The 21,048-nt window shown below is 62.8% G+C and carries 21 protein-coding genes, 2 tRNA genes and 1 pseudogene; 9 read left to right on the top strand and 15 right to left on the bottom strand.

Annotated features, from left to right (window positions below):
- The first annotated feature begins 54 nt into the window (after nt 1-54).
- Both HAP54_RS15830 and HAP54_RS15825 read left to right on the top strand, forming a co-directional pair.
- Nucleotides 55-1,118, top strand: a pseudogene (locus HAP54_RS15830) (IS630 family transposase).
- An 84-nt stretch (nt 1,119-1,202) separates the two neighbouring features.
- Complete coding sequence (locus HAP54_RS15825; RefSeq protein WP_166301483.1) at nt 1,203-1,703, top strand: hypothetical protein; 501 nt, start codon at nt 1,203-1,205, stop codon at nt 1,701-1,703.
- Nucleotides 1,704-1,829: 126 nt separating this feature from the next.
- On the opposite strand, the gene HAP54_RS15820 is transcribed toward HAP54_RS15825, so the two are convergent.
- Nucleotides 1,830-3,173: an IS1380-like element ISBdi2 family transposase gene (locus tag HAP54_RS15820; protein ID WP_166297949.1), complete on the bottom strand. Its 1,344-nt coding sequence runs from the start codon at nt 3,171-3,173 to the stop codon at nt 1,830-1,832.
- Nucleotides 3,174-3,811: 638 nt separating this feature from the next.
- Between HAP54_RS15820 and HAP54_RS15815 the strand changes: the two genes are divergently transcribed.
- Together HAP54_RS15815 and HAP54_RS15810 are read left to right on the top strand one after the other, a co-directional pair.
- Nucleotides 3,812-4,711, top strand: a complete 900-nt coding sequence (locus HAP54_RS15815; RefSeq protein WP_166301480.1) for a DUF927 domain-containing protein — start codon at nt 3,812-3,814, stop codon at nt 4,709-4,711.
- A 283-nt stretch (nt 4,712-4,994) separates the two neighbouring features.
- Nucleotides 4,995-6,032, top strand: coding sequence for a tyrosine-type recombinase/integrase (locus HAP54_RS15810; RefSeq protein ID WP_176422240.1), 1,038 nt, complete (start codon nt 4,995-4,997; stop codon nt 6,030-6,032).
- A 65-nt stretch (nt 6,033-6,097) separates the two neighbouring features.
- On the opposite strand, the gene HAP54_RS15805 is transcribed toward HAP54_RS15810, so the two are convergent.
- The 9 genes from HAP54_RS15805 to HAP54_RS15765 all read right to left on the bottom strand — a co-directional run bounded on the left by HAP54_RS15805 (nt 6,098) and on the right by HAP54_RS15765 (nt 12,392).
- Nucleotides 6,098-6,173: transfer RNA gene (locus tag HAP54_RS15805), tRNA-Phe, on the bottom strand.
- A gap of 139 nt (nt 6,174-6,312) precedes the next feature.
- Complete coding sequence (gene yacG, locus HAP54_RS15800; protein WP_166301474.1) at nt 6,313-6,495, bottom strand: DNA gyrase inhibitor YacG; 183 nt, start codon at nt 6,493-6,495, stop codon at nt 6,313-6,315.
- Between the two features lie 244 nt (nt 6,496-6,739).
- A complete protein-coding gene (locus HAP54_RS15795; RefSeq protein ID WP_166301471.1) occupies nt 6,740-7,369 on the bottom strand; it encodes a Maf-like protein in 630 nt (209 codons plus the stop codon).
- Nucleotides 7,370-7,680: 311 nt separating this feature from the next.
- Nucleotides 7,681-8,142 (bottom strand): low molecular weight phosphatase family protein, encoded by a 462-nt coding sequence (locus HAP54_RS15790; RefSeq protein WP_166301468.1) that lies wholly within the window; start codon nt 8,140-8,142, stop codon nt 7,681-7,683.
- A gap of 51 nt (nt 8,143-8,193) precedes the next feature.
- The gene (locus HAP54_RS15785; protein ID WP_166301465.1) at nt 8,194-8,703 is read right to left on the bottom strand and encodes a UPF0262 family protein; all 510 of its coding nucleotides are present in this window, start codon (nt 8,701-8,703) and stop codon (nt 8,194-8,196) included.
- Nucleotides 8,700-9,995, bottom strand: coding sequence for a histidinol dehydrogenase (gene hisD / locus HAP54_RS15780; RefSeq protein WP_166301462.1), 1,296 nt, complete (start codon nt 9,993-9,995; stop codon nt 8,700-8,702). The genes HAP54_RS15785 and hisD overlap by 4 nt, the downstream gene beginning before the upstream one ends.
- 232 nt (nt 9,996-10,227) lie before the next feature.
- Nucleotides 10,228-10,656: a DUF2948 family protein gene (locus tag HAP54_RS15775; RefSeq protein ID WP_166301459.1), complete on the bottom strand. Its 429-nt coding sequence runs from the start codon at nt 10,654-10,656 to the stop codon at nt 10,228-10,230.
- A 97-nt stretch (nt 10,657-10,753) separates the two neighbouring features.
- Nucleotides 10,754-11,413 (bottom strand): epimerase, encoded by a 660-nt coding sequence (locus tag HAP54_RS15770; RefSeq protein WP_166301456.1) that lies wholly within the window; start codon nt 11,411-11,413, stop codon nt 10,754-10,756.
- Nucleotides 11,414-11,453: 40 nt separating this feature from the next.
- Nucleotides 11,454-12,392, bottom strand: coding sequence for an SDR family oxidoreductase (locus HAP54_RS15765; RefSeq protein ID WP_166301453.1), 939 nt, complete (start codon nt 12,390-12,392; stop codon nt 11,454-11,456).
- A gap of 113 nt (nt 12,393-12,505) precedes the next feature.
- Here HAP54_RS15765 and HAP54_RS15760 point away from each other — a divergent pair, with 113 nt between their 5' ends.
- Nucleotides 12,506-13,156 (top strand): TetR family transcriptional regulator, encoded by a 651-nt coding sequence (locus tag HAP54_RS15760; RefSeq protein WP_414646196.1) that lies wholly within the window; start codon nt 12,506-12,508, stop codon nt 13,154-13,156.
- Between the two features lie 180 nt (nt 13,157-13,336).
- Here the strand turns inward: HAP54_RS15760 and HAP54_RS15755 are convergent, their stop codons facing one another.
- The 5 genes from HAP54_RS15755 to HAP54_RS15735 all read right to left on the bottom strand — a co-directional run bounded on the left by HAP54_RS15755 (nt 13,337) and on the right by HAP54_RS15735 (nt 17,418).
- On the bottom strand, nt 13,337-14,161 hold the full coding sequence (locus HAP54_RS15755) for an alpha/beta fold hydrolase (RefSeq protein WP_029079848.1): 825 nt from the start codon (nt 14,159-14,161) through the stop codon (nt 13,337-13,339).
- A gap of 142 nt (nt 14,162-14,303) precedes the next feature.
- On the bottom strand, nt 14,304-14,804 hold the full coding sequence (locus HAP54_RS15750; RefSeq protein WP_166301450.1) for a hypothetical protein: 501 nt from the start codon (nt 14,802-14,804) through the stop codon (nt 14,304-14,306).
- A 175-nt stretch (nt 14,805-14,979) separates the two neighbouring features.
- Nucleotides 14,980-15,288 carry a UBP-type zinc finger domain-containing protein gene (locus tag HAP54_RS15745; RefSeq protein ID WP_166301447.1) on the bottom strand — a complete coding sequence of 103 codons (309 nt, stop codon included), beginning with the start codon at nt 15,286-15,288 and terminating at the stop codon, nt 14,980-14,982.
- Between the two features lie 169 nt (nt 15,289-15,457).
- Complete coding sequence (locus HAP54_RS15740; protein WP_166301444.1) at nt 15,458-17,155, bottom strand: FAD-dependent oxidoreductase; 1,698 nt, start codon at nt 17,153-17,155, stop codon at nt 15,458-15,460.
- A gap of 53 nt (nt 17,156-17,208) precedes the next feature.
- Entirely contained in the window at nt 17,209-17,418 is a 210-nt protein-coding gene (locus tag HAP54_RS15735) for a hypothetical protein (protein ID WP_166301441.1), read from the bottom strand.
- 316 nt (nt 17,419-17,734) lie between these two features.
- Between HAP54_RS15735 and HAP54_RS15730 the strand changes: the two genes are divergently transcribed.
- From HAP54_RS15730 to HAP54_RS15715, 4 genes are all read left to right on the top strand, one after another.
- Nucleotides 17,735-17,809: transfer RNA gene (locus tag HAP54_RS15730), tRNA-Thr, on the top strand.
- 648 nt (nt 17,810-18,457) lie between these two features.
- Nucleotides 18,458-19,549, top strand: coding sequence for a peptidoglycan-binding protein (locus HAP54_RS15725; protein WP_166301438.1), 1,092 nt, complete (start codon nt 18,458-18,460; stop codon nt 19,547-19,549).
- 252 nt (nt 19,550-19,801) lie between these two features.
- A complete protein-coding gene (locus tag HAP54_RS15720) occupies nt 19,802-20,143 on the top strand; it encodes a winged helix-turn-helix transcriptional regulator (protein ID WP_166301435.1) in 342 nt (113 codons plus the stop codon).
- Nucleotides 20,144-20,622: 479 nt separating this feature from the next.
- Nucleotides 20,623-21,039 (top strand): hypothetical protein, encoded by a 417-nt coding sequence (locus tag HAP54_RS15715; RefSeq protein WP_166301432.1) that lies wholly within the window; start codon nt 20,623-20,625, stop codon nt 21,037-21,039.
- Nucleotides 21,040-21,048 lie beyond the last annotated feature (9 nt).

Genomic DNA, 21,048 nt, shown 5'->3' with positions numbered 1-21,048 from the left:
ACCTAGTTCTAGTACCTACTGTTCTTAAAGCGTGAGTCGTGATTCAAGGTCGGGATGATACCCGAAGCAAGAGAAGTCCACCTTTCGAGGAAAGATCGCAAGGTGCTTGAGGCGTGTTGCCGCTCCCCGGTGACGTTGCAGCGCGATTTGAAGCGGGCGCGGATAGTTCTGTTGGCGGCGGATGGACGCAGCACTCGGTCGATCGCCAAGGAAGTTGGGTCCAGCCGCGGATTGTCAGCCTTTGGCGGCATCGCTATGCCGACCAAGGCCTTGAAGGGCTGCAAGACAAGCCGCGACCGGGCAAGCAGCCAATCTATACGAAGGCCACCGACAAGCGGATTCTGAAGCTGCTGGACAAGCCGCCGCCGGACGGGTTCGCACGCTGGACCGGGCCCCTGCTGGCCGGGGCGCTGGGCGATGTTGACGTCCAATATGTCTGGCGGTTCCTGCGCAGCCACAAGATTGACCTCGCGGCTCGTAAGTCCTGGTGTGAGAGCAACGACCCGAACTTTACGGCCAAAGCCGCCGATGTTGTCGGCCTCTATGTCGCCCCGCCCGCGAAGGCCATTGTGCTGTGCGTGGACGAGAAGCCCTCGATCCAGGCTTTGGAGCGAGCGCAGGGTTATCTGAAGTTGCCCAATGGCCGCGCCTTGACCGGCCAGAGCCACGATTACAAGCGGCATGGCACCACAACATTGTTTGCGGCGCTCGAAGTCGCCACCGGAAAGATCATCGCGGCGCATTCAAAACGCCGACGCCGCGTCGAGTTTCTCGACTTCATGAACAGCGTCACCGCGGCTTTTCCGAACCGGAAGCTTCACGTCATCCTCGACAACCTCAACACCCACAAGAAGAACGAGCATTGGCTCAAGGCCCACCCCAACGTGCAATTTCATTTCACGCCGACAAGTGCGTCTTGGCTCAATCAGGTCGAGGTATGGTTTTCGATCTTGCAGGGGCAGTCGCTCAGCGGCACCTCCTTCACAAGCCTCACGCAGCTTCAGGAGCACATCGATGCCTACGTCAACGCATACAACGACAGAGCCGAGCCCTTCGTCTGGACCAAGAAAAAGGTCCGTCAACGCCGTTTCAAAGGCCGCCGTATCACTCAGCTCTGATTCTGGGTACTAGTTTGCCCCGGCAGATTACGCCAGCCCGTCAGCGTCGCTACGTTGCGCGTGTTCAAGAACAGGAACGCGCACATGAATACGCCAAGCCCCTGGCTTGCCAAAAATCTTGCTGACGAACGCTGGTTTGGCGACGGACAGCCCAATTGGAAGTATCTGCCCTCCGTCGAGAAAGCGCAGATCGAACGGCAGCAGCGCGTTAGGCTGCTCAAAAAGCACGGCCATCTAGAACTAATGACGGTACTTGCAGCGTGCGCGCCAGGCACACGTTGCCTGTCAGGCTGCTGCCCCGAATGTGGCCGCGCCATGCAGCGTTTCGTGGCGACAAAGGCAAGCCAGCTCCTTACCCCTTACAATGAATACGATGTAGCCTCCATCATAGGTCGCACTCAGCGGTTGCAAGGCAATCTGCGCACGCTACCGGCCGCCAAATTCCGCGATCATCTTCTCCGCACCCTGCGACGTGGACGGGCCGGGTTGGCACTCGGTGGTATCGATTTTAGCTTCAACGAGTTTCCAGCAACCGACCGACTAGCCCGTCCTATTCGTGAGAGTGCGTTTTTTTGGTCCGATTGATGTGGCCGCACATCTGCTCTGACGAGGCGCGCGGGATTGCCTTCGGCTTTTCACCGCCTGACGACCGGTACTTTGCAACGCGCTTGAGGTGTAGGTTGGGCGAACGGGGGGCGGACGCCCCGCCGGTCAAGGACCGAGCGGCAGCAGCGCGCCTGGCAAGCCGCGGATCAGGTCGGCTTCGGGACATGCCGCGGCAAACGCAAGGCGAATGCGGCTCGTGGTCTCGACGACACGGGCAGCGAGTTTCAAGAGACGAAGACGCAGCGTCGCGAACTCGGCTGTGGCCAATTCCCGGGCTTTGGGAATCGCGTCGCGCACGGTCAGCATCAGCCAATAAGCGGCGGTGTGGAGAACGAGGCGGACTTGATTGGCGAGCGCCGAACGGCAGCTGGTGCGATCGGAGGCGAGCTGTGTCTTATGCAGCTTGATCAGATTCTCGGCTTGGCCGCGCGCGCAATACAGGCTGTCGTAGATCCACTCGGCCGAACCGACATCGAGGCTGGTGACGACGAAACGGATGTCGAGGCCGAGCATCGTCGCCTCAATACGGGCGACGGTACGCCGTTCGCGATCCCAGGACTTTGCCTTGTGGCGCGTCTCGGTATAGCCGCGCAGAACCGGCAGGTTCTCGATGGCGCGTCGCGTGCGGATGTCGTCGGCGGCCTCGTCGACTTTTCTGGCGAGCGGCTTGGTGCCGGACAGACCGAAGATGTAGTCGATGCCGTTGGTCTCGCACCACGCCATTGCCTCCGGCCGGGCATAGTGCCCGTCGCCACGGAACGTGATTCGCGTGTTGTGCCACCGCGTCCGGATATGCCGTATCAGGCGGCGCAGGTGGGCACGCACCTCGACGCCGCCCGGCGTCTTGCCGGGCCGCAGCACGACCGCCACGGGCCGGCTCTTCTCCGTGTCGTAGACGTGGATCGGCAGGAAGCAGCGTTCGTCATAATGAGCGTTGAACAGCGAGAGCTGCTGATGGCCGTGGACGACATCGCAGGTATCATCGATGTCGAGCGTGACGGATGCCGGCTCGCGCGGGTAGCTATCCATCCATGCGTCGACCAAAGTGTAGGTCAGTCGGATCACGTCGCGCAGGCGCGGAGCATTCTCCAGCCGCGACAGCGTCGGTTGGGAACACAGATCGCGACCCGTGTCCGGCAGCCGTCCGCAGGCCAGCTTGAATGCGGGATCGGACCGCAGATGATCGAGGTCGTCGGCGTCCTCGTAGCCGCAACAGATCGCGAACATGCGCGCGCGGAACATATCGACAAGGCTGTGCACGACCCGCGTCGGATCGCGCCGATCCGGGAACACCCGGGCCAAATTGTCGGCCAAGCCGAGACGCCGCTCGGCCATCGCCAGAAGCATCACGCCCCCGTTCGAGGTCAGCCGACCGCCATCGAAGGCAGCTGTGACTTTCTTGGCGTGAACGGCTGGAAACGAGAAGGGCAGAATCGTATCGTCGGTCATGGCGGGCGTGGCGTTCGCGGTTGAGGTGATGGGGTTGGCTTCGCAACCGAATCCTACGCCGCATCAGCGCTTTACACCACGCTCGCCAGCCTCTCAGGCGCACTCTGACGAATAAGACGGGCTAGCTCGCTGGGTCCCTCACTTTTGGCTTTTGATCCACAACGCCAATAGGCCGCGCTGGGAGCGCGTCGTTCGAGAGACATATCTTGCGAAAGCACTAATACGACCTAGACCCATAAGAATCGATCCATGGGACGGCAACATCGAGGCGCTCGGCTATGCGCTAAAGACGAAGTTTGATCGGCGCATCTCCAAGGTCACATATCGCTTCGCGCGCGGCAAGGTACGCGAATGCAAAAATACTACTTCCGACAGATTGCGAGCCAACGAACGTGTCGAGCTATTCCTATACTTACATGAAATCGGGCTCGAAGGTCGTCTTGTTCTATTCGAAGTGACCAAAGCGAGAGGAGGCTTCGATGTCGCCTCCTAACTAGTGGAGCCACCGCAAACTGAGCCGAAAACTGACTGAACTGCACAACGATTAGCTCAACTTCGCACAACGATATCGCCGTAAACCACGTGTGCACGCTGTGCACGCGCCGCTGATGCACGGTTTGCACACCAGGAAAATCGTCATGACTAAGACCGTAACTCCACATCTAAGAAAGCTATCAACCATCGAAGACGAGGCAACAGGCGACTTTTACGTCAGGTTTAGTATACGCACTGAAGACGGATGCAAGCGTGAAATTGAGCTGCCCCGAGCTGACCTGACCGAGCCGACGACATTGGCCAAGAAGCTCTTTGGGCTAGGTGCTGTGCTGCCTCCAAAAGGTCAACGGGCCGCATATCTCTCGAAGCTTGCCGATGCGCCCTGCTCACGAAATCTGAAGCGCGTCGGGAGATCAGGGTGGCAAGATAATTTTCTTACCTTTGTCTGGCAGACGAAGGTCTTGGGTATCGACGAAGGCAGATTGATCGGTCCTCGCGTTTCGACAGACGAAAGCGAACGGGGACGGGTTCGTATCTCAGGAACTTACGAATCTTGGAAAGACAGCGTTGGCGTGCTGTCCAAGTTCTCTTCCTATGCCATGCTTGCTGTCGCTTCAGCCTTCGCCGCTCCGTTGTTGCTAGTATCAGCCGAAGATAGTTTCGCGATTTGCCTGGCCGCACGAACACGATCAGGAAAAACGGCCATTGCTCAAATGGGAGCTTCAGTCGTCGGCTTAGGGCAGAAGAGCAATTTGATGACATGGCATAATACGGAAGCAGGACTTGAGGAACAGCTTCCAAGATTCAACGACTGCTTATCCGTTATTGATGACTTCGAAACCATGAAGGGCTCGGATGTTCATAAGTATGAGCGGATTCGAAACGTTTCGTATGGCGTGGGTGCCGGGGCGGAGAAACAGCGCCATTCCTCTTTCGCTACGAGAACCAGGCTATGGCGCACCATCGTGACAAAGCGTCAGCCGCTATGGCCAGACGGCAAACGTCGCAGGTCAATTGCGATTCTGTCTGCGGACAAAGTGTAAGGGACTTCTTCTTCGATGAAGAAGACGTTGTCTGAGCAGGACAACGGAAAGACCAATGTCCCGCTCAGCATCCCAAGACTTCTGAAAAAGCAACAAGCAGCTGCTTACTGTGGAGTTAGTATCGCAACATTTGCAGCGGTTTGTCCCGTCACCCCGATTGCCCTAGGCGAGGGCAAACGACTTGAGAGGTATGACATTCGCGACTTAGATGATTGGATCGAAACTTTGAGGGGAAATAATTCCCATGGACGAAAAGATTGGCTCTCTTTGTTGAGGTAGTGCGATGGCAATAATCCGCGTGAAGGGGCTTAAGCGGTATCGGGTAAAAGGCCGGTGGTATGCATACCATCGCAAATCTGGCGTGCGACTAAAATCTGAATTTGGCACTGCGGAATTCATCGCCGAGTTGGAAACGCTGGAACGCAAGCTCAGGAAGGCCGAAGCTCTACCGGGTACGATGGGAAAGCTATTTGCATCTTACAGGGCGTCACCGGCTTTCACCGATTTGGCAATTACCTCTCGGAACGGCTATTCGCGAATGATGAATTTGCTCAACCCGCTAGACGAGATGCCACTCGTTGAATTGACACCGCAGTTCATTGCCGGGCTGAGAGATAAAATGGCCGAGCGACATGGCCGCAGGCAGGCGAATTATGTGATGGCAGTCATTTCAGTCGCCTGTGAACACGGCAAAGAACACGGGATCATTCGCGAAAACCCGGTCAAGGGCGTGAAGAGAGTCAGGCGCTCAAGGATTGCACCGGCTGCCAATAGACCTTGGACAATCGAAGAATGCAGAACCGTGCTCACGGAACTGCCACACCAATTGAAATTACCGGTGGCGCTGGCGATGTTCACTGGCCTTCGCAAAGGCGACGTACTGGCGCTTAGGAAGAGTGCCATCCGAAGTGGGCGAATTTGGCGGCGAACGAACAAGACCGGTCTAGAGCTTTCGATTCCAATCCATCCAGACTTGGCTCAAATCCTGGCTGGATCTCCGCACCACAATGCGATCACCGTCGCTGCAACGACGAACGCCACGCCATGGACCGAGAGCGGTTTCAATTCGAGTTTCATCAAGGCGATGGCCACTCTCAAACGATCAGGCAGAATTGGCGACGACCTCACGTTTCATGGCCTTCGTCACACGGTCGGCACGCTTCTCATTGAAGCAGGCTACGATATCGACACAGTGCGCCGCTGGCTTGGCCAGAAGACACTCGCGATGGCGATCCACTACTCGGAGTCAGCAGATACTTCGCAACGAATGCGGGAGGTGATCACAAAACTCGATCCGCTAGGGAGCAAATCGCGAACATAACTGTCTAACTTGTCAGCGGAAGCGTCTAACTCAACAATTGTGCTGGGCGTAAGTCATTGAAATCGTGGTGCCCAGGGGCGGGATCGAACCACCGACACTGCGATTTTCAGTCGCATGCTCTACCAACTGAGCTACCTGGGCATACTCGCGGGGCCGAAAGGCCGCAGCGAGCGGGCGGTTTATAGAGAGGTCGGGGCGCCGTGTCCACCCGCCTTCGCCAAAGGCTTCGGCGTGGCAGGCCCGGCCTGTGCACTTTCCCCAACTTGTTGGGAAATCTTGGCTATTCCCCGTCCTCTACGTCGTCCTCGCGGCCGGGGACGACGTAGCGGCCGGTCAGCCAGCGGTTGAGGTCGACGTCGCGGCAGCGCGGGGAACAGAACGGGAGAAAAGCCTGCTGGGCGGGCTTGCTGCAGATCGGGCAGGCGCGCGCGGTGGCAGGGGGTGTTCGGGCTTGGTCGGTCATGGCTGGGCGGAGTTTATACCATCTGGTGATTGAGGAGGCGGCCGCGTGTTCCGCGACCGCCGCGGGCCCACTTTCCCTTCTCCCCCTGTGGGAGAAGGTGGCGCGCAGCGCCGGATGAGGGGTTTCTGTCCGCGGAGGCAGAGACCCCTCACCCGGAATTCAAGCTGTCGCTTGAATTCCGACCTCTCCCACAAGGGGAGAGGTGCAGTGCCGACGTGGCGCCGGAAGAGAGATTCGTCAGATCTCACACCGCGACGGCGTTGAGCCAGCCGTGGCGGATCGGAAAGCCCTCGCCGCCGAGCAGGGTCACGGTCTCGTAGAGCGGCAGGCCGACCACATTGGTGTAGGAACCGACCAGCTTGACCACGAAGGATCCGGCGATGCCCTGCACGGCATAGCCGCCGGCCTTGCCGCGCCATTCGCCGGAGCCGATATAGGCTTGGATATCGTCGTCGCTGAGCCGCTTGAAGCGCACGCGCGTCTCCACCAGGCGCTGGCGGAATGCCTCGCGCGGCGTCACCACGCAGATCGCGGTGTAGACGCGATGGTTGCGGCCCGACAAAAGCCGCAGGCACTGCGCAGCCTCGTCGACCAGATTGGCTTTCGGCAAAATGCGGCGGCCGACCGCGACCACGGTGTCGGCGGCAATGATGAAGGAGCCGCGCAGATCGTCGTCGAGCTGCACCGATTTCAGCGCGGCGTCCGCTTTCGCACGCGCCAGCCGATTGGCGCAGGCGCGCGGCAACTCGCCCCGCCGCGGGGTCTCGTCGACATCGGCCGGACGCAACGCATCGGGCTCGATGCCGGCCTGGTTGAGCAGGGCCAGCCGCCGCGGCGAACCGGAAGCAAGAACGAATTTGGGACGGCCTAGCATGCGGGCTTTTGGGCTGAATCGGGGGGACGGACGCGGGCGGAACCTATCGGATGGGGCATGGATGCACAACCTTGGAACCGGCTGCGAATCGCGCTTCCCCGTGGGCGACAAGGCCCCATAAGCACAGCTGCTTGTCAGTCTGGCGACAAGCCGCGGGCCGAGTCCTTTTGTACGGTGCCGTAGGATGGGTGGAGCGCAAGCGATACCCATCATTTCGCGGCAAACGTGATGGGCATCGCTACGCTCCACCCATCCTACGATCTATCTGGCGACAGGGGCGTTCTGCGAATCGGAGCACGCCTCGCGAAGCCTCACAGGTTCGCCGCGCCCTTGGCAAAACGGCGGCGGATGCGCAGCAACAGGCCGTCGCAGACCTCGCGATAGGCAGCGAGCTTCTGCTCGCGTGTCCCCTCGGTGCCGGTCGGGTCCACCGTCGGCCAGTATTCGACATCGGCCGCGACCGTGCGGGTGAGGTCGAGCGCCCTGTGGTGGGCCTCCGGCGCCAGCGTGATGATCAGGTCGAAGTTCAGGCCTTCCCAGTCCTCGAGCTCCTCAAAGGTTTGCGGCTTGTGGGTGGAGATGTCCTGGCCGAGCTCGGCCATCACGGCGATCGCGAACGGGTCGAGCTCGCCCTTCCGCACGCCGGCCGAGCGGACATAGAGGCCTTGCGGGAACATCTGCTGCAGCAGGCTTTCGGCCATCGGTGAGCGCACGCTGTTGAGGCCGCATGCGAACAGCACAGCCTGCGGGTTGCGCGCGCGCGGCGCTTCCATGCGATCAGGCTTTTTTCGACCGGGGCGCGCCCCCGTCAAGCGTCATTCCGATCATTGCCCGCCCTCACCCTTCCAGTGCAGCACAGTGATCAGCGTGAACAGCCGCCGCGCGGTCTCGAAGTCGACGCGCACCTTGCCCTTGAGCCGCTCCTGCAGCGTGCGCGAGCCCTCGTCATGGATGCCGCGGCGGCCCATGTCGATCGCCTCGATCTTGTCCGGCGTAGCTGTCCGGATTGCCTGATAATAGCTGTCGCAGATCATGAAGTAGTCCTTCACGACGCGGCGGAACGGCGTCAGCGACAAGAGATGCGCGACCACCGGCGCGCCGTCCTCCTTGCGGATATCGAACATCAGCCGGTTGCCGGTGATCGCGATGTGCAGGGTGTAGGGCCCCGGCCCGGCGCCGCCTTCCGGCGCAAACAGATTCTGCTCGACCAGGTCGTAGATCGCGATCGCCCGCTCATGCTCGATGTCGGGCCCGGAACGGCCGATCGATTCCTCGTCGAGCGTCACCGCGACGATGCGATTGTTGGAATCCTCGTCGTCTGGTGGCTTGTTCATGAGAGGTTGAGGCGCAATCCGACGGAACGTGAATGGGCATCGAGACCCTCGGCCTGGCCGAGCGTCATCGCGGCGGGCCCGAGCGCACGAAGCTGATCCGGCCCGCACCTCAGGATCGAGGTTCGCTTCATGAAGTCAAGCACCCCGAGGCCCGAGGAGAACCGCGCCGAGCGCGCGGTCGGCAGCACATGGTTGGAGCCGCCGACATAATCGCCGATCGCCTCGGGCGTATGGGCCCCGAGGAAGATCGCCCCGGCATTGCGGACCTGCTTCGACAGGCCCTCGGCGTCCGCGGTCATGATCTCCAGATGCTCGGCCGCGATCGCGTTGGCGAGCTCGACCGCGTCGTCGAGCTTTGCGACCATGATGATCGCACCGAAATCGTCCCACGAGGCGCGCGCAATCGCCGCACGCGGCAGCGTCGCAAGCTGCGCCTCGACCGCGCGCTCGACATCGGCGGCGAGCCGCGCACTGTCGGTGATCAGGATCGACTGCGCGCTGACGTCATGCTCGGCCTGCGCCAAGAGATCGGCCGCGATCCAGTCGGCATTGCCGGTGTCGTCGGCGATCACAAGCACCTCGGACGGGCCGGCGATCATGTCGATACCGACCTTGCCGAACACCAGCCGCTTGGCGGCGGCGACATAGGCGTTGCCGGGGCCGACGATCTTGGCGACCGGCGCGATCGTCGCGGTGCCATAGGCCAGCGCCGCCACCGCCTGGGCGCCGCCGACGCGGTAGATCTCCGAGACGCCGCCGAGACCTGCTGCCGCCAGCACCAGCGGGTTGAGCTTGCCGTCCGGCGCCGGCACCACCATCACCACCCGCGGCACGCCGGCGACCTTGGCCGGCACCGCGTTCATCAGCACCGAGGACGGATAGGCCGCGGTGCCGCCGGGCACGTAGAGCCCGACCGCATCGACCGCGCTCCAGCGCCAGCCGAGCTCGACGCCGGCGGCATCGGTGAAGCGCTCGTCCTTCGGCAGCTGGCGGCGGTGAAAGGTCTCGATCCGGTCGCGCGCGAATTTTAGCGCCTCGACGGTTTTGGGGTCGCACGCGGCCACCGCGGCGTCGATCTCGGCGGCGGTGATGCGCAGGCCGGCGGCGTCGATGTCGAGCCGGTCGAATTTCTTGGTCGCCTCGAGCAGCGCCGCGTCGCCGCGAGCCGCCACGTCGTCGACGATGGCGCGGGTGGCGCGCTCGACGTCGGCCGATACCTCGCGCTTGGCCGCCAGGAAATCGCGGAAACGCTGGTCGAAATCGGCGCTCTGTCGGTCCAGGCGAACGGGCATGGCGGCTTTCTGAAGAGGATTCTGGGTCCCTGCTCAATGGCGCGGCGGATAATGGCCGTCAACCCTTGCCAGACACGCAATCCCACCGTCGTCCCGCCCACCGTCGTCCCGGCGAAGGCCGGGACCCATTACCCCTGAAGCCCGCAGCTGGAGCAGGGTGGGCCCCCCAGCGTCCCATAACAAATGGCATTTGTGATTATGGGTCCCGGCCTTCGCTGGGACGACGGCATATTTACCCCGCCGCCACCCCGAGATCATCCGTGCCGAGATCGGTCAATTCGCACTCCAGGCACTCGACATCGAGCCGCAGCGCGGCGCCCTGGCCGAACATCAGGAGCGCGCTGCCGCCCGGCGGGTCGGAGGCATAGAATTCGATCCCGAGCAGTTCCAGGGTGCCCTCCGGGGCCTCCAGGTCGATATTGCGCGACTTGCATGCCAGCACCCGGTCGAACCTGAGCGCGGCGATCAGCTGGCGCGAGCAGGCGCCGCCGGACAGGGTCTGCTCCCAGTCGAGCCGGTTCAACCCGACCACCAGGCGTTTCTCGTCCTGGCGCCAGACGATGTCGGCGGGCTGGACGCGGGCGTCCTGCACATGGGCGGAGATCACCGCAAGGTCTTCGGCATCGAGGGCGATCAGTTTCAGGGGAGCAGGTGGGGACATGCGTTAGTTATAACGCCTTGAGACGCCCGAGGTACCACGTGGCCCAAGGAAATCCGGAGCAAATCCCGCTCCAAGGGAACCGGGTCCCCGGCACGGCTCAGAGGCTGTTGATGTCCTCGCTCTCCAGCACCGGCCGGGGGTAGCCGTCGCGGACGACCTTGAGCATGGCGCGGCCGAGCTGTTCCGAGGTGGTCATGTAGGCGGGGGCGAGCCGGACCAGAAGCGACAGCAGCGGCGAGGTCGCGAGATAGATCGCCTGCACCCAGGGCGTCTTGGAACGCACGCCATGCAGCGGCTGGATGCCGGCGGGCCGGAACATGTAGGCGGCCTTGAACGGCAGTTTCAGCAGGTCGTTCTCGGTCTTGCCCTTGACCCGCGCCCACATCAGCGAGCCCTGCTCGGTGGAATCGGTGCCGCGTCCGGTGACATAGGTGAACACCATGCCGGGATTGAGCCGCGCCAGCGTCGTCGCGGCGGCCAGCGTGACGTCGTAGGTGAGATGGCGGTAGCGCGCCTCGTCCATGCCGATCGAGGAGACGCCGAGACAGAAGAAGCAGGCATCGTAGCCGGTCAGCTGCGGCTCGATCGCGCTGTAATCGACGAAATTGTCGCAGGTCAACTCGACGAGCTTGGCATCGCGCTGCCCGGTCAGGCTGCGCCCAACTGCGAGCACCCGCTCGACGCCGCCATCAAGCAGGCATTCGCGCAGCACGCCCTGCCCGACCATGCCGGTCGCGCCGAACAGGATGATTTTCATCTCGATTGCCCCTCGATGCCGCCTTGCCGCCCGATCGCGCTCAGGCGGCGGTGGCGACCTGATCGAACGATACACTGGTCAGCATCGCCGAGACATCCCAGAGCTGCTCCGCCACCACGGTGTCCCTCGCCTGCCGCATGATCCGCGCCGGCACCGGCGGTCCCTTCAATTCATAGAACCAGTCCGGCCCGTAATAGCCGCCGGGCTCGGCCGCCGGCGAGGTCGCTGCGAACAGCGTCGGCAGCGCGCCCGCGGCCGCCGAATGGCTCATGAAGGGCTGCAGATATCGGCCGAGCCGCCACGACAAGCTGTCGGTGCCTGGTCCGTTCGGGATCAGCTCGGTGCGCGCGTAGCCTGGATGCGCGGCATTGCTCATGATCCCCCAGCCATTGCGCGCGCTGCGGCGCTGCAGCTCGAGCGCGAACATCAGCATCGCAAGCTTCGACTGGCAGTAGGCACGCCATGGCACATAGTCGCGCTGCGACTGCAAATCGGCGAAACTGATCGCGCCGGTGCGGTGGGCGAGGCTCGACAGATTGACGACGCGGGTGTTTTGGCCGCGGCGCAGCTGCGGCAACAGATGCGCGGTCAGCGCGTAGTGGCCGAGATAGTTGGTGCCGAACTGCATCTCGAAGCCGTCTGACGTGACCTGCCGTTTCGGCAGCGCCATCACGGCGGCATTGTTGATCAACAGGTCGAGCGCATCGTGGCTGGCGGCAAAGCGCGCGGCGAAATCGGCGACCGATGCGAGGCTCGCGAGGTCGAGCGTCTCATAGGTGACCGCCGCATCGGGGAGCTGCGCGCGGATCCGCGCCAGCGCGTCCTGCCCCTTGGCGCCGTTGCGCCCGGTCAGCACGACATTGGCGCCGGCACGCGCCAGCGCGAGCGCGGTCTCATAGCCGAGCCCGCCGGTCGCGCCTGTTATCACGGCGGTCCTGCCGCGCTGCCGCGGAATGTCTGCAGTGCTCCAGCCGGTCATGCTTATATCTCCTTGCGACACGAATCGGTTCTGACGGTTGTTGTCGGTCTTGCGGGTTCCAGCCGCATCCGGTGAAATGTGCACTAAGTGCATTTTTGCAAGAGGTGAAAAATTTGAAACGCTCTGCGCCCGCGCGCAAATCCGCCAAGCCGCGGCAATCCAACGGGAATTCGGCGCCGCCCACGGCGACGTCCGGCCTGCGCGCGCGCAAGCGGCGGGAAACACGGGAGCGGTTGACCCGGGCGGCGATGGCACTGTTTCTCGAGCGCGGCTTCGAGGCGACCACGCTCGACGACATCGTCGCCGCAGCTGATATCTCGCGCCGCACCTTCTTTCACTATTTCGCGTCGAAGGAAGACGTCGTGTTCGCCTGGCAGGAGGACGGCAGCACGGCGCTGATCGCGGCGGTCGCAGCGCGCCCGGCCACCGAATCCATGCTGCAGGCCGCTGAGAATGCGATCGCCGAGATGGTGCGGCAGCTCGATCCGCGCGAGGCGGTCGCACTGGCAAAGCTCAAGCGCGACAATCCGGCGCTGCAGGCCCGCGATCAGGTGAAATACGAGAAGCTCGAGCGCGAGCTCGCCGACGCCTTGCTCATGCGCGCCGGCAACAAGGCCGACCGGATGAAGGCCCGGCTGGTCGCAATGATCACCACCGGCGCGATGCGCGTCGGCGGCGATCTCTGGGCCGCCGACGGCGCCCGCGAGAAGCCGGAGCTGCTCGCCAAGCGCATCTTCGCCGCGATCCGTGCGATTTTCGAGTGAGCGTGCGGAGCGACAGGATCTCTGCGCTATTCGTTAGGCGAATTCTGGAGAGGTGAGCACGCTGGTCAGGCTCCCTCCCCCTTGCGGGCCCCGCAAGGGGGGAGGGAACCTTGCCGCTGGTGGCTCCCTTACGCGATCGAAGTGACGCTGCGTTGCCTGGCGCAAGAGAGCAGCGTCACATCAGCCCCTGATGAACGCCAGCAGATCCTTGTTGATGGTCTCGGCTTCCGTCGTCGGCATGCCGTGCGGAAAGCCCTTGTAGGTCTTCAGCGTGCCGTTCTTCAAAAGCTTGGCCGAGAGCGGGCCGGAATCGGCGTAGGGCACGATCTGGTCGTCGTCGCCATGCATCACCAGCACCGGGACGTTGATCTTCTTCAGGTCCTCGGTGAAATCGGTCTGCGAGAACGCGACGATGCCGTCGTAATGCGCCTTGGCGCCGCCCATCATGCCCTGCCGCCACCAGTTCTGGATCACGGCCTCCGACGGCTTCGCACCGGGCCGGTTGTAGCCGTAGAACGGCCCGGCCGGCAGATCGCGGTAGAATTGCGAGCGGTTGGCCGCGAGTTGCGCCTGCAGGCCGTCGAACACCGACTTCGGCAGGCCGCCGGGATTGGCCGCCGTCTGCAGCATCAGGGGCGGCACCGCGCTCAGAATCGCCGCCTTCGCCACCCGGCTCTCGCCGTGGCGCGCGATGTAGTGCACGACCTCGCCGCCGCCGGTGGAATGGCCGACGTGGACCGCGTTCTTCAAATCGAGATGCGCGGTGACGGAAGCGAGGTCGTCGGCATAGTGGTCCATGTCATGGCCGTCGCCGACCTGGGCGGAGCGGCCGTGGCCGCGGCGGTCATGGGCGACGACGCGAAAGCCGTGCCCCACGAAGAACAGCATCTGGGCGTCCCAATCGTCCGACGACAGCGGCCAGCCATGGCTGAACACGATCGGCTGGCCCGAACCCCAATCCTTGTAGAAGATGTCGACGCCGTCTTTGGTGGTGATGGTGGGCATTTGATTGCTCCTCTTGTTGCTGATCCTTTGGTCCGGACACGCAGGCGTAGACGGACCTCGGGCGATGGCGCGTCGCGGACGCGCCATCGCACCTCATCTTCTATGCTGTGCGTCGCTTTGAGACGACGTCACCCGCCCTGGATCAGGCGAATGTGACCGGCCTGAACCGGCGCCAGGCACCGATGATCACGACGGCGAAGAACACCAGCACGATGCCCTGCACCACCGCAAACACCGGGCCGGCGGGCGGATTCGGCGGCACGGCCGGCGCCAGCGCCTGCAGCGCCGGCACCTTGAGGAAGCTCTGGATCACCAGCACGAAGACGTTGAGATAGAGCGAGACCATTGCGGTCACGACATAGATCGGCCGCCAGGCGCCTTTGAGCTGCATCGCATACAGCGCGATGCAGGCGATCGCGAGCAGCAGCAGCGAGAGGCCGCCGATGATGTGCGACGGCAGCAGCTTCTCGGTCACCAGCGGCGGGATCACGAACCCGGTGGCGCTGGTCAGGATCGTGAACACGAGGAAGATCGCAGTCAGCCCCGGCATCGCCCGCGAGCCGAGCAGGCCGAACATCACGATCACACCGGCGACGATTGCAATCAGGCTGATAATGACGTGCACAAGCACCAACGTCGTCATATGGCGCACTCCCCGTTGAGACCCGCACCACGTTACGATGCATCCTCGAAAATTGCTACACGGTTCGATGGCAGGATGACCGGCATCTCATGACAATTCGCCGACGCCGGCTGTTGCTGAAAATGTTCGCAGCGATGTCGCACAACGCGGCACGTGCGCCTGGTGAGACATTGAATCAGTCATAGCGCGGGATCGGCCCGTTATGCGGCGTCTTGCGCTTCGACAGATCGAACAGCACCTCGTCGACATAGCACCAGCCCCATCCTTCCGGCGGATCGTAGCCCTCGATCACGGGATGGCCGGTGGCGTGGAAATGCGCCGTCGCATGCCGGTTCGGCGAGTCGTCGCAGCAGCCGACATGGCCGCAGCTCCGGCAGATCCGCAAATGCAGCCAGCGGCTGCCGCTCTTCAGGCACTCCTCGCAGCCGAGCGCGCTCGGCGTGACGTCCTGGATGCCGGCGATGTGGGTGCAGCCTTTTGACATTTTGGCCTCTCTTTATGCATCCCTGTTCAATCCGTCATCCTGAGGTGCGAGCGGAGCGAGCCTCGAAGGATGAATCGGCCACAGACCGAGCCGTGCATCCTTCGAGGCTCGCCGAAGAGGCTCGCACCTCAGGATGACGGGGATAGAGCTACCCCAATGGATCCTTCTCTCACAGCGACGGACTGCCCGCGTCGGCGAGATAGCCATGCAGGGCGGCGACGACCTGGGCGCCCTCGCCGATCGCGCCGCCGACGCGCTTGACCGATCCGGAGCGGACGTCGCCGACCGCGAACACGCCGGGCACCGTGGTCTCGAGCAGCGGCACGGCGCGCGCGCCCTCGCCGCTCTGCACGCCGGTCATCACGAAGCCGCCGCGGTCGACCAGCACCCCGCAACCCTCGAGCCAGCCGGTGGCCGGATCGGCGCCGACGAACAAAAACAGATTGCGGATATCCATGGTGAACTCGTCGGGCGCGAGCCGGCTGCGCCAGCGCACGCGCTCCAGCGTCTCCGCGCCTTCGAGCCCGATCACCTCGGTGTTGAACATCAATTCGATGTTCGGCGTCGCCTCGATGCGCTCGATCAGGTAGCGCGACATGCTGGCCCCGAGCCCGCCGCCGCGGATCATCATGTTGACCCTGCGGGCATGCGCCGACAGGAACACCGCCGCCTGGCCTGCGGAGTTGCCGCCGCCGACCAGCACGACGTCCTGGTTGGCGCAGAGCCGCGCCTCGATCGGCGAGGCCCAGTACCAGACGCCGCGGCCCTCATAGCTCTCGAGATTATCGATCCCAGGCCGGCGATAGCGCGCGCCGCTCGCCACCACCACCGACCTGGCGCGCAACGTGTGCCCGCATCCGGTGGCGAGCGCGAACGCGCCCGACGCCTTCGTGCAGTCGAGCGATTTGATGGAGACCGGGATCAGCATCTCAGCGCCGAATTTCTGCGCCTGGTTGAAGGCGCGCCCGGCGAGCGCCTGGCCGGAGATGCCGGTCGGGAAGCCCAGATAATTTTCGATCCGCATGCTGGCGCCGGCCTGGCCGCCGAAGGCGCGGGAATCGAACACCGCGACCGACAACCCTTCCGAGGCCGCATAGACCGCGGTGGCAAGCCCGGCCGGGCCGCTGCCGACCACGGCGACATCGTAGAGCTTGTCATGCGCGCTGTTGCCGATCATGCCGAGCGCCATCGCAAGCGCGGTCTCGGACGGATTGCGCAGCACCGTGCCGTTCGGACAGACCACCAGCGGCAGCTCGGCGCGCGTCGGCGAATAGCGCGCGACGAGGTCGGCAGCGTCCTTGTCGGTCTCGGGGTCGAGGAAGTGGTGCGGCTGGCCGTTGCGCGCCAGGAAATTCTGCAGCTGCGCCATGTTGCCGACAGACGCAGGGCCGATCAGCACCGGCCCGCCGGCGCCGCCCTGGATCAAGCTGACCCGGCGCAGGATCAGTGCGCGCATGATGCGCTCGCCGAGGTCGGCCTCGGCAACCAGCAGCGCGCGCAGCCGCTCCGGCGGCAGCAGCAAGGTCTCGACAACACCGTCGGCATGGCCGTCGACCAGCGCGGGGCGGCCGGAAAGCTGGCCGATCTCGGCGAGGAATTGGCCGGGCCCCTGGTCGATCACAGGCGTGACATGGCCGAGGCCGTCGCGCTGGGTGATCGCGATTGAGCCCGACAGCACGACGAACATGCCGGGCCCCGGCTTGCCGGTTTCGAACAGCGCCTCGCCATCCCCAAACGACCGCGGCTCGCCGAAGCGACGCATCCGCTCGATCTCATGCGCCGTCAGGGTCGGAAAGGTCTGCTCATGGCGCGGGAAGGCGTAGGCGGTTGCGTTCAGCCGATCGATCGTCGTCTCATCTACAGCCATGTCGGCGACCCGCTTCTTCTTGCAACGCACGTTCTTGCAACACACGAGCCGGGTTAACGGCGCGGCTCGTTTCCGCCGGCGTCATCCAGCGAGCGGTCATCTAAGGAGTCCTCGGGCCCTTCGGAAGCCACATCCTCGCGACCGCGCGCCTGCGACTTCCGCCGCTTCAGGTTTTCGCGCAGCGCCAGCTTGAGACGATCCTGTCGTGAATCCTTCACGCGGGCCCCGGCCTGCCCGCCGCCCTTGTCTCGATCGCCCGTCATTGCAAAACTCTCGAACCGCCGACTCCTTAGCAAGCTGAGCATAGACAATGGCTGGCGTCGGCGCACCCTGCCCGGTCGGCCAGTTGTGCTCGATGGCATGATTCGGCGGGCGGCCGAATCAGGAGCTTTCCGACTGATCGGGAACCCAATCTGGCCGAAATCGGCCGGATTGGTCGGAATCGCCGGCGAGGAACGCCAATTTCTGCCGATTTCACGGGCAGCAGGGACGCTGTTTCGCTTGCGCGAAAGGGAGGCCTGTGGCAAGAACCGCCCGCTTGGACGGGCCCTTGGGGCCGATTCAATTTTTCCCGGGCATGCTGCCGTAGCTCAGTGGTAGAGCACTCCATTGGTAATGGAGAGGTCGACAGTTCAATCCTGTCTGGCAGCACCACCTATCCTATTGAGAGGCCTGGATCCTCTTGCGATTGCAGCACTAATCCCGCTTGTTTGCCACTAACCGATCGCCACAACAGGTTTGGTTTGGGTCACCCGACGAAAGCTACTTCGCGGGCATAGAGTCGATCATCGCGGGGCGCCTCGACGACCACGAGCCGCCATTCTTATCTGGCGACAACCGTTTTGCCTGGTTGATCTGCTAGACACACCCACGATCAAGCCGGCCCGAAGGGCCGCCGCGGAACGAAACTTCTCCGCATCGGCGGGGGCGGATTTTCGCGATAGACCATCGGTCTTCGGCTTCGGACGATATACATCATCTCGACTAATCGATTTGAAGATGCACGCGGAAGGCGAGTTCTTCTTTTTCGCAGATGTGTTTGTCGACTTCCTTCTTATTACAGAGGGAGAATAGGCGCTGGGTCGCGGCGACGGCGGCCTTGTCGCCTGCTTCCGGCGCGGCTTCGACTACACCGCGTCGGCCGCCCTGAGCACGCGGCAGACTGCGCTACGCACCCGCCAGCACGACAAGCTCAAGTCGAGCAAAGTTGCCACATGGACTTGCAAGCGAATTTGTGTAGACCGGTAGAGCCGGTGCAGTTCGACTTGAGAACTGGGCCGGCATCGCCTTGGGGCACAGCCAATGGGACGCTTGCGTTGCTACTGTTTTGATCAGAGCTGCCGCGCGACCGCTCCCCGCGTCGAACCGGATAATCAGGTCGCCTTGCCCGTCGTGGTCGGCCGTTCCGTGGGGCAGGGCGGGGCCAACGTCCGCAACGATGTTCTCACCATCCAGCAGGCACTGAATGCGGTCGGCACCAGTCAGGGCGGCCCGACGCCACGCCTCGCAACGGATGGCTTGATGGGCCCGTTGACGCGCGCGGCGATCGGCAGGTTCCAGAAGCAGAACATCAGTTTCGTCGATTTCCGCATCGACCCGAACGGGCCGACGATTCAGGCGCTCAATCGCATTTTACGCGCCTCGTTGCCAATCCTGGCGAGCGGATCATCGAGATCGCTTGCACCCCGCAGCGGTGTCGGCCAGGTTGCGCCGCCGGCACCGACCTTCACCGTCACGGATGAGATGATGGAGCAGATGTTCGATGACACCTTGCCCATCTCGCGGGCCTGCGTGAAGAGCGCGCTGCGCACGCTGACCGCGGCGAAAGTAATGGGTACAATCGAATCTCCGGCCCAGACGCTCGTGCGCAAGCACTTCGCGGTTCTGCTCAGCGATCCGCCGCCGCCGGATTTTGTTCTGATCGAGCGCACCTTTCGCGCCATCGATCGCGAGCTCTCGGTCGCCGCCCTGAGTCCCGCTACGACTTTCATTAAGTTCCCGTTTACGCTCTCCTTTAACGAGATGGCGGAATCCCGCACGCTGGCGCTCGCGATTTCGAACGGCGTCACCATGCGCGGCGAGACCGTTCAACTCGACCGGACGAATGGCACATCCGCCACGCTGCGGGCGGATGCGGTGGTGATCGCGCCGGTCTATTTCTTCGCGTCGAGCGACCTGCAGATCGGCACGCTCATCCACGAACTCGCGCATTTCGTGGGGCGGCCGGATGGCCATCCCGATTGCATCGACGATCCGCCGGACAGGTCATCGAGCGATGCCTCCCTGGCACGGTTGCCGCCGGATAGGCGGCCGCGCATCGCGGAGTTCTACGCGCTGTTCGCCTTCGAGGCACATTTCGGACGCAGCATGTTCCGCGTGCTACTCCAGTTCTGAGGCGGGCTGGCTCGCTTTGCTATCCCAATAAAATTCAAACTGCGACACCACCGACCCCATCCACACAAAAACCTCACGCTCTTCGACACACCCTTGCCTCCTCCTGTTCATTGCCGGCTGACGCATGTCAGCGGCCTGATCCATCTGGAGAGCAGTTCCCGCGTACTGTAAAAAATTGGCCGGTACTATCCTAAAGCGTAGTGTCAACGATATGCAGAAGCAGAGGCGGTATGATCTGGTCCCGGCTGCTCGATGGAAGCAGCGGTCAACTTGATCAATGGCAAGTGGAAGTCGGTGATCCTCTATCACCTGCTCGACGGGACTCAGAGGTTCAACGAACTGCATCGGCATTTGGCCGGTTGCACGCCGCGCCTCCTGACCAAGCAACTGCGCGAACTGGAGGAGGATGGGCTGATCCAGCGGATCGCGTATCCGGTCATTCCTCCGAAGTTGGAGTACAGCCTGACCGACGAGGGACGCTCGCTTGGTCCATTGCTGCTGCAGCTCCGGGATTGGGGCCAGGGATGGCTGAATCGGCGCGGCCGCAAGACGCTCGCCGATCGGGCCCACGACCAATCCGGCGCGGCTCACTAGCGGGGCGCTGGCAAACTACTCGCGACCTCTCTACATCTGCACGTCTGCCGTTTTCGACGGCTCAATCCAGTCCACCGGGTTTTCCACGAATCAAGGATCGCGCCGCGCGCCGCCAGGCATTTCGTGAGCAGATGCACGACGGCACGGTGCGTCAGATCATTGGCGGAGACCGCGAAGTGAGCGCTGGCATCCACGCAATGCAGACCATCATCCCGCACGGGCAAATGGGCTTGATATCGCCCCTCGGTTGCGCTTGCATGGGTTGCAGGCCAAGGACGCGCTGAATGCCTGCTAAGCGAGCACCCCAGCCCAGCGGAACTTCAAACCTCAGGAACTTGGCTCGCACCAGCGTGGCGCCCGGGAGGCACCAGCGAGAGCGAATGTCAAGTTCGCAAATTTGGTGAGCGGAGACCGCGCGGAAGTTGAGAGAATCAGATTATTCACGTCAAACCGCTTGATCGCCACGACGAGAAACCCGAGTGCAATCCCCCCGCTACAACATTTTGCTGCTGTGCGCAGCAGCAGCCCTGAAAACCAATACGGTATCGGACCATATCCGAGCGTTTCGCCAATACAGCCAGCATAAATATACGATCGTGGATTCGCTGGCGTTCGATGCGATCGGACCAGATCTGGATGCCTTTGACTGCCTGGTGTTTCACTATTCCGTCGTGATCTCGATGGAGAACTATGTTCCCGCATCGCTCCGTGACAAGATCAGGCGCTTCAACGGGGTCAAGGTCGCGTTCATTCAAGACGAATATCGATTTATCGATCGTCAAAATGCTGCATTGGCCGATCTGCAGGTCGGAGCGATTTTCACCGTTACGAACTCGGACGTCACCAGAAAAATCTATCGGGACCCTTCGACAAGGTACGTTTCGAGCATACTTTGACGGGATTTG

This window comes from Bradyrhizobium sp. 2S1, from assembly GCF_011516625.5.
GTDB lineage: Bacteria > Pseudomonadota > Alphaproteobacteria > Rhizobiales > Xanthobacteraceae > Bradyrhizobium > Bradyrhizobium septentrionale.
Note: the sequence above shows the minus strand (reverse complement) of the source record. Positions and strands in the feature narration are given on the sequence as shown.

What these genes read in the sequence shown, in the direction of transcription:
- HAP54_RS15820 (WP_166297949.1), bottom strand. Translation starts at nt 3,173, where the DNA reads ATGACCGACGATACGATTCTGCCCTTCTCGTTTCCAGCCGTTCACGCC.
- HAP54_RS15775 (WP_166301459.1), bottom strand. Translation starts at nt 10,656, where the DNA reads ATGTCCCCACCTGCTCCCCTGAAACTGATCGCCCTCGATGCCGAAGAC.
- HAP54_RS15735 (WP_166301441.1), bottom strand. Translation starts at nt 17,418, where the DNA reads ATGACGGGCGATCGAGACAAGGGCGGCGGGCAGGCCGGGGCCCGCGTG.
- HAP54_RS15825 (WP_166301483.1), top strand. Translation starts at nt 1,203, where the DNA reads ATGAATACGCCAAGCCCCTGGCTTGCCAAAAATCTTGCTGACGAACGC.
- yacG (WP_166301474.1), bottom strand. Translation starts at nt 6,495, where the DNA reads ATGACCGACCAAGCCCGAACACCCCCTGCCACCGCGCGCGCCTGCCCG.
- HAP54_RS15815 (WP_166301480.1), top strand. Translation starts at nt 3,812, where the DNA reads ATGACTAAGACCGTAACTCCACATCTAAGAAAGCTATCAACCATCGAA.
- HAP54_RS15755 (WP_029079848.1), bottom strand. Translation starts at nt 14,161, where the DNA reads ATGCCCACCATCACCACCAAAGACGGCGTCGACATCTTCTACAAGGAT.
- HAP54_RS15785 (WP_166301465.1), bottom strand. Translation starts at nt 8,703, where the DNA reads ATGAACAAGCCACCAGACGACGAGGATTCCAACAATCGCATCGTCGCG.
- HAP54_RS15720 (WP_166301435.1), top strand. Translation starts at nt 19,802, where the DNA reads ATGGAAGCAGCGGTCAACTTGATCAATGGCAAGTGGAAGTCGGTGATC.
- HAP54_RS15750 (WP_166301450.1), bottom strand. Translation starts at nt 14,804, where the DNA reads ATGACGACGTTGGTGCTTGTGCACGTCATTATCAGCCTGATTGCAATC.
- HAP54_RS15745 (WP_166301447.1), bottom strand. Translation starts at nt 15,288, where the DNA reads ATGTCAAAAGGCTGCACCCACATCGCCGGCATCCAGGACGTCACGCCG.
- HAP54_RS15795 (WP_166301471.1), bottom strand. Translation starts at nt 7,369, where the DNA reads ATGCTAGGCCGTCCCAAATTCGTTCTTGCTTCCGGTTCGCCGCGGCGG.
- hisD (WP_166301462.1), bottom strand. Translation starts at nt 9,995, where the DNA reads ATGCCCGTTCGCCTGGACCGACAGAGCGCCGATTTCGACCAGCGTTTC.
- HAP54_RS15740 (WP_166301444.1), bottom strand. Translation starts at nt 17,155, where the DNA reads ATGGCTGTAGATGAGACGACGATCGATCGGCTGAACGCAACCGCCTAC.
- HAP54_RS15725 (WP_166301438.1), top strand. Translation starts at nt 18,458, where the DNA reads ATGGGACGCTTGCGTTGCTACTGTTTTGATCAGAGCTGCCGCGCGACC.
- HAP54_RS15790 (WP_166301468.1), bottom strand. Translation starts at nt 8,142, where the DNA reads ATGGAAGCGCCGCGCGCGCGCAACCCGCAGGCTGTGCTGTTCGCATGC.
- HAP54_RS15765 (WP_166301453.1), bottom strand. Translation starts at nt 12,392, where the DNA reads ATGACCGGCTGGAGCACTGCAGACATTCCGCGGCAGCGCGGCAGGACC.
- HAP54_RS15770 (WP_166301456.1), bottom strand. Translation starts at nt 11,413, where the DNA reads ATGAAAATCATCCTGTTCGGCGCGACCGGCATGGTCGGGCAGGGCGTG.
- HAP54_RS15810 (WP_176422240.1), top strand. Translation starts at nt 4,995, where the DNA reads ATGGCAATAATCCGCGTGAAGGGGCTTAAGCGGTATCGGGTAAAAGGC.